Annotated in this window: 17 protein-coding genes; 8 read left to right on the forward strand and 9 right to left on the reverse strand. The window is 61.8% G+C overall.

Translation table 11 applies throughout. The features are described from left to right. The first annotated feature begins 2 nt into the window (after positions 1 to 2). The gene (locus GHK62_RS20445) at positions 3 to 812 is read left to right on the forward strand and encodes a DUF2189 domain-containing protein (protein WP_153440939.1); all 810 of its coding nucleotides are present in this window, start codon (positions 3 to 5) and stop codon (positions 810 to 812) included. Positions 813 to 908: 96 nt separating this feature from the next. Here GHK62_RS20445 and GHK62_RS20450 read toward each other — a convergent pair whose 3' ends face one another. From GHK62_RS20450 to GHK62_RS20480, 7 genes are all read right to left on the reverse strand, one after another. Beyond that, positions 909 to 1217: a PilZ domain-containing protein gene (locus GHK62_RS20450; RefSeq protein WP_153440940.1), complete on the reverse strand. Its 309-nt coding sequence runs from the start codon at positions 1215 to 1217 to the stop codon at positions 909 to 911. A 210-nt stretch (positions 1218 to 1427) separates the two neighbouring features. Then, a complete protein-coding gene (gene purB, locus GHK62_RS20455) occupies positions 1428 to 2729 on the reverse strand; it encodes an adenylosuccinate lyase (RefSeq protein WP_153440941.1) in 1302 nt (433 codons plus the stop codon). A gap of 62 nt (positions 2730 to 2791) precedes the next feature. Next, the gene (locus GHK62_RS20460) at positions 2792 to 3352 is read right to left on the reverse strand and encodes a hypothetical protein (RefSeq protein WP_167528313.1); all 561 of its coding nucleotides are present in this window, start codon (positions 3350 to 3352) and stop codon (positions 2792 to 2794) included. Beyond that, positions 3349 to 4092, reverse strand: coding sequence for a DUF2259 domain-containing protein (locus GHK62_RS20465; protein WP_153440943.1), 744 nt, complete (start codon positions 4090 to 4092; stop codon positions 3349 to 3351). The genes GHK62_RS20460 and GHK62_RS20465 overlap by 4 nt, the downstream gene beginning before the upstream one ends. Further along, positions 4089 to 4766 carry a ribulose-phosphate 3-epimerase gene (gene rpe / locus GHK62_RS20470; RefSeq protein WP_153440944.1) on the reverse strand — a complete coding sequence of 226 codons (678 nt, stop codon included), beginning with the start codon at positions 4764 to 4766 and terminating at the stop codon, positions 4089 to 4091. Before rpe ends, GHK62_RS20465 begins: the two co-directional genes overlap by 4 nt. A 147-nt stretch (positions 4767 to 4913) precedes the next feature. Then, on the reverse strand, positions 4914 to 5915 hold the full coding sequence (locus GHK62_RS20475) for a P1 family peptidase (RefSeq protein WP_167528316.1): 1002 nt from the start codon (positions 5913 to 5915) through the stop codon (positions 4914 to 4916). After that, a complete protein-coding gene (locus tag GHK62_RS20480; protein WP_153440946.1) occupies positions 5912 to 7000 on the reverse strand; it encodes a branched-chain amino acid ABC transporter substrate-binding protein in 1089 nt (362 codons plus the stop codon). Before GHK62_RS20480 ends, GHK62_RS20475 begins: the two co-directional genes overlap by 4 nt. 159 nt (positions 7001 to 7159) lie before the next feature. Between GHK62_RS20480 and GHK62_RS20485 the strand changes: the two genes are divergently transcribed. Genes GHK62_RS20485 through GHK62_RS20515 form a run of 7 tightly spaced genes read left to right on the forward strand, consistent with a single transcriptional unit; the run spans position 7160 to position 12903 of the window. Continuing rightward, positions 7160 to 7687: a flavin reductase gene (locus GHK62_RS20485; RefSeq protein ID WP_153440947.1), complete on the forward strand. Its 528-nt coding sequence runs from the start codon at positions 7160 to 7162 to the stop codon at positions 7685 to 7687. A 24-nt stretch (positions 7688 to 7711) separates the two neighbouring features. After that, positions 7712 to 8641 (forward strand): AAA family ATPase, encoded by a 930-nt coding sequence (locus GHK62_RS20490; protein WP_153440948.1) that lies wholly within the window; start codon positions 7712 to 7714, stop codon positions 8639 to 8641. 5 nt (positions 8642 to 8646) lie between these two features. After that, complete coding sequence (locus GHK62_RS20495; RefSeq protein ID WP_153440949.1) at positions 8647 to 9903, forward strand: vWA domain-containing protein; 1257 nt, start codon at positions 8647 to 8649, stop codon at positions 9901 to 9903. Between the two features lie 23 nt (positions 9904 to 9926). Beyond that, positions 9927 to 10259 (forward strand): XdhC family protein, encoded by a 333-nt coding sequence (locus GHK62_RS20500; RefSeq protein WP_153440950.1) that lies wholly within the window; start codon positions 9927 to 9929, stop codon positions 10257 to 10259. A gap of 2 nt (positions 10260 to 10261) precedes the next feature. Further along, a complete protein-coding gene (locus GHK62_RS20505) occupies positions 10262 to 10969 on the forward strand; it encodes an XdhC family protein (protein WP_153440951.1) in 708 nt (235 codons plus the stop codon). Next, positions 10966 to 12582, forward strand: coding sequence for an NTP transferase domain-containing protein (locus tag GHK62_RS20510; protein ID WP_153440952.1), 1617 nt, complete (start codon positions 10966 to 10968; stop codon positions 12580 to 12582). The genes GHK62_RS20505 and GHK62_RS20510 overlap by 4 nt, the downstream gene beginning before the upstream one ends. 3 nt (positions 12583 to 12585) lie before the next feature. Continuing rightward, the gene (locus GHK62_RS20515) at positions 12586 to 12903 is read left to right on the forward strand and encodes a TfoX/Sxy family protein (RefSeq protein ID WP_153440953.1); all 318 of its coding nucleotides are present in this window, start codon (positions 12586 to 12588) and stop codon (positions 12901 to 12903) included. A gap of 32 nt (positions 12904 to 12935) precedes the next feature. Here GHK62_RS20515 and GHK62_RS20520 read toward each other — a convergent pair whose 3' ends face one another. Both GHK62_RS20520 and GHK62_RS20525 read right to left on the reverse strand, forming a co-directional pair. Continuing rightward, on the reverse strand, positions 12936 to 13343 hold the full coding sequence (locus GHK62_RS20520) for an NUDIX hydrolase (RefSeq protein WP_153440954.1): 408 nt from the start codon (positions 13341 to 13343) through the stop codon (positions 12936 to 12938). Between the two features lie 11 nt (positions 13344 to 13354). Next, positions 13355 to 14863: a DEAD/DEAH box helicase gene (locus GHK62_RS20525; protein ID WP_153440955.1), complete on the reverse strand. Its 1509-nt coding sequence runs from the start codon at positions 14861 to 14863 to the stop codon at positions 13355 to 13357. Between the last annotated feature and the right edge of the window lie 5 nt (positions 14864 to 14868).

The raw sequence follows: 14868 nt of genomic DNA on the forward strand, positions 1-14868 counted from the left end.
CCATGACAACCTTCCATGTCCTGTCGGGGGCGAATGCGAGAGTCTCGCATCCCGGAATACGAAAGATTGGCATTGCTGATGTGTTCGATGCGTTGCGTCTCGGGCTGAACGATTTTCGCGAGAAGCCGTCGCATTATGTTTTCTTGTGCTTGATATACCCGATCGCCGGTGCAGTACTGATAACCTGGAGCGCGGGCGCAAACATGCTGCCGTTGCTCTATCCGCTTGCCTCCGGCTTCGCCCTCATCGGTCCCGTCGCGGCAGTCGGCCTCTACGAGATCAGCCGGCGCCGTGAACTGGGCATGGATGCGTCATGGCCGCACGCCTTGCGGCTGCACCGTTCACCGGCGCTGCCATCGATTTTGGCGGTCGCCGCCATGCTGTTCGTTATTTTCGTTGCGTGGCTTCTGGTTGCCCAGGCGCTTTACGTCAGAATTTTCGGAACGGTTCCGCCAAATTCGATTTCGGCCTTCTGGGACGGCATTGTCGGCACGGAGGAGGGTTGGAACCTCATTGTTGTCGGAAACGCGGTCGGCTTTGTCTTCGCCGTGGTCGTGCTCTCCATCAGCGTGGTTACATTCCCGTTGCTGCTTGATCGCGATGTCGGCGCCGTCGCGGCCGTCGAGACCTCGATCCGCGCGACGCTTACCAATCCGGTGCCGGTCGCCTGCTGGGGCCTCATCATCGCGGCGGGACTGGTGATCGGCTCGATTCCGGTCTTCGTTGGCCTGGCCGTTATCATGCCGATCTTTGGCCACGCCACATGGCACCTCTATCGCAAGATGGTGGAACCTGAGCCGGCCGGCCGCTGAACGGCAGGTCCTCCAACGGCATCGCGGCGATCTTGAATGACCCAAGATCGCCGCGATTGTCTTCAAAAGTTCGCCGGTTCGCCGCCGGCGACGCGGTCATGGGCGGAAGAACTTGTAGTAGGATGAGATCTGCGCCGCCGTGTTCGACGAGAGCTTGAGCTTGATGCCGATCTTGTCGCCGCGATACCAGCGCACAATCCCGGTCAGATAGCCGAGCTCTTCACTTTGAATCGTGACCTCCTGTCCGGTCTGGGCACCGATGTCGAACAGCAGCTGGAAACAGATACCCTCGTCGGAAAGGTCTCTGACGATCCCGTTGCTCGACCCGAATTTGCAGGTAACCTTGCCGGTTATTTTCGTCTGCGTGCGCGGCGATGCGCGCTGAACACTGTCCCTGTAAGTCATGGCTTCCTCGAAACCTGATTAGACAGATAGGGAAGCTCTCACATCACTCATGAACAAGTTGCTAATAAGCTCGCCCGCACTCGAACAAAATGCACCGAATGCGAGCGTTTGTATTCATGCACAACGTCACCATGTCCCGCGCCGAGACTACGGCGCAGCGCGTCTAATCAGACGCGCAAAGGTCCCTGTCGAACCTTGAGCTTCTTCCTGTCAGCCGAAGACACGCTTGAAGATCGTGTCGACATGCTTGGTGTGGTAACCGAGATCGAATTTCTCGCGGATTTCCTCTTCCGAAAGCACGGCCCGAACTTCAGTGTCGGCCAGCAGCTCCTCAAGGAAATCCTTGCCCTCTTCCCATACCTTCATAGCATTGCGCTGAACGAGCCGATACGCATCCTCGCGCGAAACGCCGGCCTGGGTGAGCGCGAGCAGCACGCGCTGGGAGTGAACGAGCCCGCGGAACTTGTTCAAGTTCTTCATCATGTTGTCGGGATAGACGAGCAACTTGTCGATCACGCCGGTCAGTCGCGCCAGGGCGAAATCGAGCGTCACCGTTGCATCCGGGCCGATCATGCGTTCGACCGAGGAGTGCGAAATATCGCGCTCATGCCAGAGCGCTACGTTTTCCATGGCCGGCACGACGAAGGCGCGGACCATGCGGGCAAGGCCGGTCAGGTTTTCCGTCAGCACCGGATTGCGCTTATGCGGCATGGCCGAGGAACCCTTCTGGCCAGGCGAGAAATATTCCTCGGCTTCCAGCACTTCGGTGCGCTGCAGGTGGCGGATTTCCGTTGCAAGACGTTCGATCGAGGAGGCAATCACACCGAGCGTCGCGAAATACATGGCGTGGCGGTCGCGAGGGATGACCTGCGTCGAGACCGGCTCCGGCTTCAGGCCGAGAGCCTTTGCGACATGCTCCTCGACCCGCGGATCGATATTGGCAAAGGTGCCGACAGCACCGGAAATGGCACCCGTCGCAACTTCTTCGCGTGCGGCAAGGAGGCGCTGCTTGCACCGATCGAACTCCGCATAGGCAAGCGCCAGCTTGATCCCGAAGGTGGTGGGCTCGGCGTGGATGCCGTGCGAACGGCCGATGGTGACCGTGTCCTTGTGCTCGAAGGCACGGCGCTTCAGCGCTTCGAGCAGCTTGTCCAGGTCGGCGAGCAAAAGGTCTGTGGCGCGAACGAGCTGCACGTTGAAGCAGGTATCGAGCACGTCCGACGAGGTCATGCCCTGATGCACGAAACGGCTGTCCGGCCCGACGAATTCCGCAAGATGGGTGAGAAACGCGATGACGTCGTGCTTGGTGACGGCCTCGATCTCGTCGATCCGGGCCACGTCGAACTTTGCTGCGCCGCCCTTTTCCCAGATCGTCTTCGCCGCTTCCTTCGGTATGACACCGATTTCGGCGAGGGCATCGCAGGCGTGCGCCTCGATCTCGAACCAGATGCGGAATTTCGTTTCCGGCGACCATATGGCCACCATTTCCGGCCGGGAGTAACGGGGGATCATGGGCTTAAGCTTTCGTCGTCAGTGGAGGATGGCTGTGCCTCTATCAAAGATGGCGATCAAGCTCAACGCCGTTGGCGCATGTCCGATCTCGCAAGCCAAAGGCTGGCGGCGACAAGGGCGGCAAGGCCGAGCGGCAGGTAGAGCCGAACCCCGAGAACCAGGAACTGGTAGAGTGCGGCGAGAAACGTGAACAGGAACTGGAACAGCCACGTGCGCGTGCCGGTGGTCGCATGCCACTGCGCATAGAATATCCGGTAGTCAAAGGCGAAGAGGCATGCCGTCGTACCGACCGTGCCTGCGACGAGACACAGGAGAAATGCCGAGAAGCGGGTCTCGACTGTTCGTCCTTGTGCTGCAAACCTCGCAGCAAACAGCGAAAGCGGCCACGCCAGCAGCCCGCCAAGCGCGTAAAGCGATAGGACATCCCTGAGGTGGAAGTCCGCCTCGTTTCCGCGCAGCCACAGCGCCAGCCAGGCAGATATCGCCATCGCCAAGGCCCACGCAGGAGTCCCAATCAGCACTTCCTGCCGTTTGGGAAGGGAAAGCACCAACCGCGATCGCTTCGACGATGCGACATCCAAAGGGAGCAATGGCGATTTGGAAGCCTGCTCGTCGCTGCTCATTTGGGAAGCCGGATCGGTAACGCAATCCAGCGACCATCGGTCGAGCCCTCGAAACCAAGGGACTTGACCAGGATCATCACCACGTGGACTTCGGATCCGTCATCATTGACGCGGGTCACGACGCCACCGATGCGATAACCGGTTGGGCAGCGACGGCTTTCCGGGATGCGCGTATCCTCGCGCAACAGGTCCGCTGCAGGCTTCCCCGCCTTCTCCGTCATCACCAGGCGAAAGCCTTTGACCTCCTTCAACAAGCTGGCGCAGACGCCCTGCGGCCCGAAGCTCTTCTCTTCGAGCTTCAGCGCATAGCGCTTGCGGAACGGGTCATCGGCCGGAAAAGCATCATAGCTCAACGTGTGGTCGGCACTGCTTCTTTCAGTTACAGGATTGTATGCGGCCAGTATCCCGGGTGTGTCCGTCAGGCCGTACGCATCGATCAGCGGTGCGGCACGTTGGTGCGCCTCACGGCGCGCTTCGTGCAGGGCGCTACCATCTTTCTCGATGACGGCGCGGACAGGTGCACCGGGGAGGAAGGTGTCTTTGCGCGTATCGAGGACGTAAATCGTCGAATAGGGAAAACCGGAACCGTCCTGGACGCCATATTCCTCGAAGGCGAAGACGTTGCCATCAGATGAAAATCCGATCGGCTGCAAGGCGGCAAAGTCTCCTGCACGCGCCTCGGCGGTCACAATCGTCGCTGCTGCCAGAAGTGTTGTGGTGATTGCCGCCCGCACACTCATCCGCGCGCCTTCTCCGCGGATTTGCGGATCGCCTCGATCGCCGCGCGATAGGTCTCGACGGAATCGCCCTTGAATACGGCCGAGCCCGCAACCAGGACATTGGCACCGGCCTTGACTGGCAATGCAGCCGTCTCCGGCGTGATGCCGCCATCGACCTCGATCTCGATCGGCCGGTCGCCGACCATCGCCTTGATTCGTCGGATCTTCTCCTCGGTGGCGTGGATGAACTTCTGTCCGCCGAAGCCCGGATTGACCGTCATCACCAGGATCAGATCGACTGAGTCCAGCACATATTCGATAGCGCCTTCCGGGGTGGCTGGATTGAGCGAGACGCCAGCCTTCTTGCCAAGCGACTTCACGATCTGCAGCGACCGGTGCAAATGCGGCCCAGCCTCGGCGTGCACCGTCAGGATGTCGCAGCCGGCCTTGGCAAAAGCTTCGAGATAGGGATCGGCGGGCGAAATCATCAGATGGCAGTCGAAGGTCGCATCCGTATGGGGACGCAGCGACTTGATGACGTCCGGGCCGAAGGTGATGTTCGGTACGAAATGGCCATCCATGACGTCGAGATGGATCCAGTCGGCGCCGGCTTCGACGACATCGCGAACCTCCTGGCCGAGCTTGGAGAAGTTGGACGCCAGGATCGATGGGGCAATGCGGATGGGATGGGTCATGACAGGCTCCGATGTTTTCCGGGCCATAGCATCCCGGTAACGCGCAAACAACATCCGCAGGAAGCCGTGGCTCAGCGCCTGATCGATTCTAGTAAGTGGAGAGGCGGCATGCAGGCGGAAAGCCGCACACATTCTTCCTCATCCGCTCTATTGCGACCAGGACGGCTTCGTATCGTTGTCGGCCGCAACAGCATCGTGAACGCCGCGTGCGATCGCACGCGCCATCGTCGATGCAGCGGCCGCGCCAAGATCGATGAAATCTTCAAGCAGAGGCGCCTTGCCGCTCGCTCCGGTCGCCAGTGCGAAGATAAGATCACCGTCAAGCGGCGTATGCGACGGCCAGAGCGCGCGAGAAAAGCCGTCATGGGCGGCGATGGCCAGCCGCTTCGCCTCAGCCTTGCTGAGCACCGCATCGGTGGCGATGACGGCGATCGTCGTATTCGCAGCGGCCGCTTGCTTCTCGCGGAACTTGAGGCGGGGCAGCGCCGCATCCTGCGGCATGGGGACCGGATAGCCGAGCCCGCCGAACTCGCCGTCAAGCTCGAAGGGCGCGGCCCAGAAATGGCGCGTGCCGCCGATCGTCGCCGAGCCGAGCGCATTGACGGCGACGAGTGCGCCGATCGTGATGCCATTGGCGAGCACCGTCGATGCCGAGCCGAGGCCGCCTTTGAAGGTAGCGGTCAGTGCGCCCGTACCGGCACCGGCGGTTCCGGTCAGGAATGTAGCACCGGCTGCGCGCACGGCATCGTAACCAAGGTCGCGATAGGGCGAAAAGCGTCCCCAATTCTTGTCGCCGCCATTGACGAGATCAAAGAGAATTGCCGCCGGGACGATCGGAATGCGGTGGGGGCCGACCGCAAAACCGCGTCCCATTTCCCGGAGCGCGGCCTGTACCCCGGAGGCTGCGTCCAGACCGAAGGCCGAACCGCCGGAAAGCACGAGGGCGTCAACCGTCTGGACGGTATTTTCCGGTGCGAGCAGATCGGTCTCCCGCGTGCCCGGCGCACCGCCGAGGACTTGAACCGCTGCCGTTACCGGCTGCTCGCAAAGCACGACCGAGACACCGGACTTCACCCGGTGGTCTTCGGCGTTGCCGACCAAGAGACCCGCGACATCGGTAATCAGATTGTTCGGACCCTTGCGCATCAGTCAGCACCGCCTTCGCCCGTGGCGGCGACGAAATGGCCATCCTGCCATTCCATCAGCCGATAGGGTGTGGCGGTCCTCTCATGGCTCCCGTTGAACTTTATCGGCCCTAGGATCGTTGCAAAAGGCCCTTTCAGCAGGGCTTCGGGAAGCGCGCTGCCGTCCTTGGCAGCCTGGTCCTTCGCCTGTTCGAGCAGCGACATGGCGGCAAAGGCCGGCAGGACATAACCCTCGGGCTCGATTCCGATTGCGCGCATCGCCTTGGCGACGGCTTCGGCGTCGCTCGACCGAGACGCCTCTGGAACCGTCACGGCAAGCACTCCGTTCTCGAGGGGAACATCAAGATCGGCGGCATTTAATACGTCGCCGCCGAGCAGGGTTATCGCGACCTTTTCAGCCTTCGCGTCACGCGCGATCACGGCGGTGTCGTAGCGGTCGCCTCCGGTAAAGATGTGAGTGGCGCCGCTCTTCGCCAATCGACGCACGAGGCCAACCTGCTGTTCCTGCGCCGGACGATAGGTGTCGGTGAAGACGGGTGTCACGCCGATCTCGGCAAGGGCGTTCCGAACGCTTTCGACAAGCTCCCGACTATGGATCGTACCGTCGTCAATGAGCGCGAGCGGTTTGCCCTTCCAACTCGCGACGATCACGTCGGTGATCGCGGCAGCTTCGGCCTTTCCACTCGGCGCCAACCGGAAAAACGGCCAATTCTTCTTGAGCGCGTCCTCCATCAGGATATCGGAGCGGACGCTAAGCGTGATGGCGGGGATGCGAGCCTCGGCCAGGGCGGGCAGGGCCGCCTCGAGGCTCTCCGTGCAGAGAAAGCCGATCGCAGCCTCCGCGCCGCTCGCTAGCAACGCCTTCGTCAGCGCCTCGCCGCCAGCGGGATCGCAGCTTTCGGCGATCGGGACAATCTGGCTTCCACGATCGTCCGCCTGAAAAGCGGCGCCGTCCACCATCTGCTTTCCAAGCGTGGCGAAAGGCCCTTCGGTCGGAGCCACGACGGCAACTTTCAGGCCCGCGGCAAGGGCAGGGGAAGCCGAGATCAATCCGGCGACGACGATGCTCTTAACAATCAATCTAAACATGTATTTTTCCCGCAACGACGCAATCTTTTAAGGATGTGTTTCTCTCCGTCAAAGGAAAAGATCGCACCGCAGGAGCTCGTCATTCCGTTCACGCCATGACTATGCCGCTGCTTCGCAAGAATCTCGCACGGCCGGGTTTCATATTTTCCGTGAGAGTCTATGTATGTGCAAGACATCGATCCGGAGCGAGATGTGTTGGAGAAGACCCGACTGGACCCGATAAGTTACCGCGACGCGATGAGCCGCATGTCCGCTCATGTGCAGCTCATCACCACGGCCGATGGGCGTGCGCGGCGCGGCGTCACGATCACGGCGTCCTGCTCCGTGTCTGACGATCCTCCGACGATCCTTGCCTGCCTCAATGCCGCAAATCCGCGCAACGATATCTTTGCTCGCTCCGGTGCTTTTGCGCTCAACGTGCTTGGCGAGCCGCACAAGGCGCTGGCACATGCTTTCTCCGGCCGCGATCAGCTCGACATGGACCGCCGTTTCGCGCTCGGCCAATGGACGCAGCTTGCCACCGGCGCGCCCATCCTCACCGACGCCGTCGTCGCCTTCGATTGCCGCCTCATCGAGGTCAAGATCATGGCAACCCATCTCATTCTCTTCGGCGAAGTCGTCGACCTGCGCCTGGGGGAAAAGCAGCCGCCGCTCATTTATGTGGACCGGGGATACCACACGCTATAAGTTTTCTTCGGCCACGGAGGAAACATGGCGAAACACGAAACGGGAAAGCTGCCGCAATCCATCGATGAAACGCTGGCAATGCTGGAGGCGCAGAATTACCTCGCCGGTACCCAGCTTGCGACCGTGCTTTTCCTGGCCCTGAAAATGAAGCGCCCGCTATTTCTGGAAGGCGAGGCGGGCGTCGGCAAGACGGAGATCGCCAAAGTCCTTGCCCGTTCGCTCGATCGCCCGCTTATCCGGCTGCAATGCTACGAAGGGCTCGACGTCTCCTCCGCCGTCTATGAATGGAACTATCCGGCGCAGATGTTGGAGATTCGCCTTTCGGAGGCGGCCGGCATGGCCGATCGTCCAAGGATCGAGGGCGACATCTTCTCCGAACGCTTTCTCATCCGCCGCCCGGTGCTTCAGGCGATATCCGCCGGCACGGGTCGGTCTCCAGTATTCCTGATCGACGAGCTTGACCGCACCGACGAAGCTTTCGAGGCTTTTCTTCTGGAAGTGCTTTCTGATTTTCAGGTCACCATCCCGGAACTCGGAACGATCAGGGCGGACGAGCCGCCGATCGTCATCATCACGACCAACCGCACCCGCGAAATTCATGATGCGTTGAAGCGACGCTGCCTTTACCACTGGGTCGACTATCCGAAGGCGGCACAGGAACTGGAGATCATCCGGCGCAAGGTACCCGGCTGCAACGCCACTCTATCGCGGGAAATCGTCGCCTATGTCCAAAAACTGCGGGCGATCGATCTATTCAAGAACCCCGGCGTTGCAGAGACGATCGACTGGGCGACAGCGCTCACCGAACTCGACCGGCTGGCGCTTGATCCGGAAACGATCGCCGACACGCTCGGCACTTTGCTCAAATACCAGGACGATATCGCCCGGATCGAGGGCGCGGAGGGGCGCAAGCTGCTTGCCGAGGTCAAGGCCGAACTCCTGGCGCAGGGCTGACCGTCATGGTGGGCAAGAGCGTTGATCGAACGGCAGTTTCTCCGATCGCACCTAGCGACGGCAAGCTTGCTGACAACATCGTCTTCTTTGCCCGCGCCCTTCGACGGGCGGGAATGAGAATTGGTCCCGCCGCCATTGCCGACGCCATCGACGCCGTCACTTTGATCGGGATCGGCTCGCGCAGCGAATTTTATGCTGCCCTTCAATGCACCTTCGTCAAGCGCCATGAGGACCAGGTTCTGTTCGACGAAGCGTTCAACCTGTTCTGGCGCTCGCGAGACCTCGTCCAAAAGATGATCGCGCTCCTCTCGCCGGTCGCACCGGGGCGGCAGGGTGGAGATCGGGCCAGGCGCGCCGGCGAGGAGCGCCTCCGCGAGGCGCTTCTCGCCGGCGGGGACGACTCCCGTTCGCCCCGCGACGAACCGGAAATCGAAGTCGATGCCCGCCACACGGTCTCGGGTCGCGAGCTTTTCCGCAAGACGGATTTCGCACAGATGACCACAGCGGAGATCGCCGAGGCGAGGAAAGCCCTGTCATCGCTGATATTACCGATGGATCGGGTGCGGACCCGCCGCTTTCGCGCCGCCCATCGGCCGGTGCGGATCGATCCGCGCGCCACCATGCGCGATGCGATGCGCTTTGGCGGCGAATTGATTCTGCCGCGCTTTCGCGAGCCGCGCCTTGTTCATCCGCCGCTCGTCGTGCTTGCCGATATTTCCGGATCGATGAGCCAGTACACGCGGATTTTCCTGCATTTCCTGCACGCATTGACGGAACAGCGGCAACGCGTTCATACGTTTCTCTTCGGGACGCGGCTGACGAATGTTACGCGCCAGATGCGCCACCGCGATCCCGATGAAGCGCTCGACGAATGCGTGGCGGCGGTCAATGATTGGTCCGGCGGCACCCGCATCGGCGAAACGCTTCACGAATTCAATCGGCGTTGGTCGCGCCGGGTGCTTGGGCAGGGCGCCATCGTCCTCCTGATCACCGACGGCCTCGAGCGCGACGATACGGCAGAGCTCGAAGTCGAGATCGATCGCCTGCATCGCTCCTGTCGGCGCCTGGTCTGGCTCAACCCGCTCCTGCGCTTCGACGGCTTCGAAGCACGCGCCCGGGGCGTCAGGGCCATGCTGCCGCATGTTGACGAATTCCGGGCGGTGCACAATCTTGAGTCTGTGGCCGAACTGGTGAAATCGCTGTCCGGTCAGGGTGCGCAAGGCGCCGATCCGCGGCGCTTCCTGCATATGCGCGCGGCATGAGACACAAACAACTGGTAGCCAATATGTCTAAAGAGCCCAACATCCTCGACCCGCTGGAGATCGCGGAAACCTGGTGCGGTGACGGACGCAACGTGGCGCTTGCGACGGTCATAGAAACCTGGGGTTCAGCACCGCGACGGGTCGGCAGCCATCTGGTGATCGACGACGAAGGAAACTTCCAGGGATCCGTCTCCGGCGGATGCGTCGAAGGCGCTGTCATCGCCGAGGCAATGGAGATCATCGAGTCAGGAATACCCAAAATCCTCGAATTTGGCGTCGCCGACGAGACCGCATGGCGCGTCGGCCTTTCCTGCGGCGGCCGCATTCGGGTCTATGTCGAAAGAATCGACGGCTGACGATGGAACGCACAACCCTCAAAGCAATCAATGCGGCGCGTGCCGCGCGACGCGCGGCTGTCGTCGTCACCGATCTTTCGGACGGCGCCAGTCAGGTCTTTCTGGAAGGCACAAGCTTTCCGCAGGAATGGGAGAGCCTGATCGTCGACGCGTTGCGTTCAGGACGCGCCGGCATTGCGGCGGTAGAAGGACGGTCGCTTTTCATCAATGCTCATATGCCGCCCCCGCGCATCGTTGCGATCGGTGCCGTTCACATCTCCCAAGCGCTTGCCGACCTGGCGGCGGTCGCCGGATTCGACATGACGATCATAGATCCGCGCACAGCGTTCGCGACAGCGGAGCGGTTCAGTGCTGTCGAACTCCTGGCGGAATGGCCGGAAGACGTTCTGCCATCGAGGCCGCTTGACCGCTACACGGCACTCGCCGCACTCACGCATGATCCGAAGATCGACGACTATCCGATCCGGACGGCACTGGAAGCGGGATGCTTTTACGTGGGCGCGCTCGGCAGCCGCAAGACCCATGCGGCACGCGTCGAAAGATTGGGACAAGCAGGCGTGCCTCAGGACGCCATTGGCCGGATCAAAGCTCCGATCGGCCTCGACATCGGCGCGGCGAGCCCCTCCGAAATCGCTGTCGCCGTCCTGGCCGAGATCATCGAAGCCATGCGCCGCCGCGATCCTACCGGCCGGGTAGGAGGTGCAAGATGAAGTTCGGTCCCGTAAAGCTCGCCGATGCCGAAGGCGCTGTTCTAGGTCACGCAGTAAAAGCCGAGGCGCAGCGGTTACCGAAAGGTCACCGGCTAAGCCGAACGGACATCGCAACGCTTGCTGAAGCCAACATCGAAGAGGTCGTCGTTGCCCGGCTCGATGCGGATGACCTGCTCGAAAACGAGGCGGCCGCACGCATCGCAGCGGCGATTGCGCCCGACCACCTGCGTTTCTCACCAGCAGCGACCGGTCGGGTGAATGTCTACTCCACCGTCTCGGGTCTTTTCGTCGCAAATCGCGCCATCGTCGACCGCCTGAATCGGATCGATCCGGCGATCACGCTCGCCTGCCTCGCCGATCACACGGCGGTCGCAACGGGCGACATGGTGGCGACGATCAAGATCATTCCGCTGGCAGTACCGGAGCAGTTCGTCGAGCAGGCGGAGAATATGCTGCGGGCGGAGGCAGCCTTTGAGGTAAAACCCTTCGTGCCGCATCGCGCGGCGCTGATCGCAACCGAGTTGCCATCGCTGAAGCCGCAGGTCATGGACAAGACCCATACGGTTCTCGCTGCCCGACTTTTGCGCTCTGGAAGCCATCTCGTCACGGAACGCCGCGTGGCGCATAGGGAAGGCGCCGTCGCCGCTGCCATCGCCGATCTCGAGCCGGACCATGACCTGATCGTTGTCTTCGGCGCTTCCGCCGTCGCCGATCCGGACGACGTGATTCCGGCGGCAATCCGCAGCGCTGGCGGAGTCGTCGAACAGGTCGGAATGCCGGTCGATCCGGGCAATCTTCTGGTTCTGGGTAGGATCGGCGAAATTCCCATCGTTGGCGCACCAGGTTGCGCACGCAGTCCCAAAGAGAACGGATTTGACTGGATTCTCGACCGCCTGCTTGCCGGCGAATGGCCGAATTCCGAGGACATAACCGGCCTCGGTGTCGGCGGCCTGCTAACCGAAATCCCAACGCGGCCGCAACCGCGGGAGCAAACCGCCAGTCCGCCGCGAGGTCCGGCACGGATCGTCGTTCTGGCTGCGGGGCGTGCAAGCAGGATGGGTGCGAGCGGCGGTCACAAGCTCTTGGCCGAGTTTGACGGCGTTCCTTTGGTGCGGCGTACGGTCGAAACGGCACTTGCCGCCGATGCCGGGAAGGTGGTGGTGGTAACCGGACACCGCGAAAGTGATATTCGCGCCTCGCTCGCCGGCCTGCCTGTAACGCTTGTCTCCAATCCGGACTATGCGGCCGGCATGGCATCTTCGCTCGTGGCAGGCGTATCCGCGCTCGGGCCAGAGGCAGGCGGCGTGCTCGTGATGCTGGCGGACATGCCGGGCATTACTGGCGACCATCTGCGCAAGATGATCGAGGTCTTCGACAACGAGGGCCGCCAAGCCGTCGTGCGCGCAGTCTCGGAAGGTCAGCGCGGCAATCCCGTCATTCTGCCGCGAGAGACTTTCTCAGCGGTCAGGCAGCTCGTCGGCGATGTCGGAGCACGGCATATCGTCGAACGGTGCGGGCTCCCGGTCATCGACGTCGAGCTCGGCGAGGCGGCGCGTCTCGACCTCGATACCCCGGAAGCGATCATCGCTGCAGGCGGCGTACTGAAGGAATGAAGAATGGACAATGCCGCGATCGAGGAAACGTTCGAAACGCTGGGACCGGTGACGATCCGCCGCATGTTCGGCGGCAAAGGCATCTATTTCGAAGGCGTGATCTTCGCGCTCGAGGTCGACGGCGAAATCCTACTCAAAGGCGACACCGAATCGGCACCGGAATACGAGCAGGCAGGCTGCCGCCAATGGGAGTATGAGGGGAAAGGCAAGCCGGTGAAGATGCCCTACTGGAGCATTCCTGATCCGGCGCTCGACGATCCGGACGAGATGGCCCGGTGGGTGAGGATTGCCTATGCGGCAGCGCTCAGAACGAGAAAATAGGGTGGTGCAGCCGAACTGATGAGGCCAGCAGCTTAGCCAAGAGCCCGAACGGCATCGGCGGCGAAACGCGACAGCGGCTGGGGCAGGGCGGAGAGATCGAACCAGCCGATGTCGGAGAGCTTGTCAGGTTCGGTGAGACGCGGCTCGCCTGAAAAATCGTCCGTCACGTAGATCAGCGAGATCCAGTGCTGCTGGTCGGCCTCGATCACCTGCTCGCTGATGCAGAGAAAGCGGGTCGAATGGATGGAAAGTCCGCTTTCCTCTTCCGCCTCCCGCCGCGCCGCATCCTCAGCGCACTCCATATGGTCGACCTTGCCCCCGACGATGTTCCAGTGACCCGCCTCTGGTGCCTTGAGGCGCCGGCAAAGCAGGATCTTGCCTTCGCGCATGATGGCGAGGCCGCAGCCAACACCGGGGAAATCGATGCCGGGAAGAGCCATCGGGCCGGAGGTCAAGCCTTGCCGGCGATCAGCATGAAGGCGGGGATCTCGTCGCCGAAACCGACCGGCGTCGGACCGTCGTCATGATCGCGACGATGCCGGTTGCGGCGGTCGCGATTGTCGTCATTGGCGGCATTCTGCGCACGGCCCGGCCGATCGTTGCGGCTGGCATGGCCACGCCCGTTGTCTGCATTGCGTTCCGGTTTCACCGCGCCCGCCCTTTCCGCGACTGGTTCGAGTTCAGCCGCACTATCCGCATAGGCGGTATCGGATCTATGATCGGAACGGCCCTTGCCGGAACGTTCCACATCTTTTTTGCGATCCTTGTGGCGATCGCGGCCACGATCCTTGCGGCCGGCATCGTGGCTTTCCATCGGCTCCGGGAGCTCGGAAAGGTCACCGTTCAGCCACTCGACCTTCTGGCCGATCAGCTTCTCGATGGCGTCGGCGAACTTCGTGTCGCGCCTCGTGACAAGCGTGAAGGAGGCGCCGGAACGTCCCGCTCGTCCGGTGCGGCCGATGCGGTGAACATAATCTTCCGCGTGAATCGGGACGTCGAAATTGAAAACATGGCTGACGTCCGGAATATCCAGGCCGCGCGCCGCGACATCCGAAGCAACGAGCAGCTTGATATTGCCGTCCTTGAAATTGGCGAGCATCGTCATGCGCGAGCGCTGGTCCATGTCGCCATGCAGTGCGCCGACGGAGAAGCCGTGGCGATCGAGCGAACGGAAGAGATCGGCGACATCCTTCTTGCGGTTGCAGAAGATGATTGCGTTCTTCAATTCGTCCTGGGCGCGGATCAGGTCGCGCAGGACGGCGCGTTTCTCATAGTCCTTGGCATGTGAGGCAACGAACCGCTGCGTCACGGTGTTCGCGGTGGAGGCGGGACGGGCGACCTCCACACGCTCCGGATTCTGCAGGAATCGGTCGGCAAGCTTCTGGATTTCCGGCGGCATCGTCGCCGAGAAGAACAGCGTCTGGCGCGTGAAGGGAATGAGCTTCGCGATGCGTTCGATGTCCGGGATGAAACCCATGTCGAGCATGCGGTCTGCTTCATCAATGACGAGGATCTCAACGCCTGACATCAAAAGCTTGCCACGCTCGAAATGGTCGAGCAGACGGCCGGGGGTGCAGATCAGCACATCGGCTCCACGCTCGAGCTTGCGGTCCTGTTCGTCAAAGGAAACGCCACCGATCAAAAGCGCGATGTTGAGCTTGTGGTTCTTGCCGTACTTGTCGAAGTTTTCCGCGACCTGTGCGGCGAGTTCACGCGTCGGCTCGAGGATCAGCGTGCGCGGCATCCGGGCGCGGGCGCGACCCTTTTCCAGCAGCGTCAGCATCGGCAGAACGAAGGACGCCGTCTTGCCGGTTCCGGTCTGTGCAATGCCCAAGATGTCGCGGCGCTGCAGCGCCGGAGGGATGGCCCCAGCCTGGATCGGTGTAGGAGTTGCATAGCCCGCGTCGGTAACGGCGGAGAGAACTTTTTGGCTCAGGCCAAGGTCAGCAAAATTTGTCAAAGGGA

It is taken from the genome of Sinorhizobium terangae (assembly GCF_009601505.1).
GTDB classification, from domain to species: Bacteria; Pseudomonadota; Alphaproteobacteria; order Rhizobiales; family Rhizobiaceae; genus Sinorhizobium; species Sinorhizobium terangae.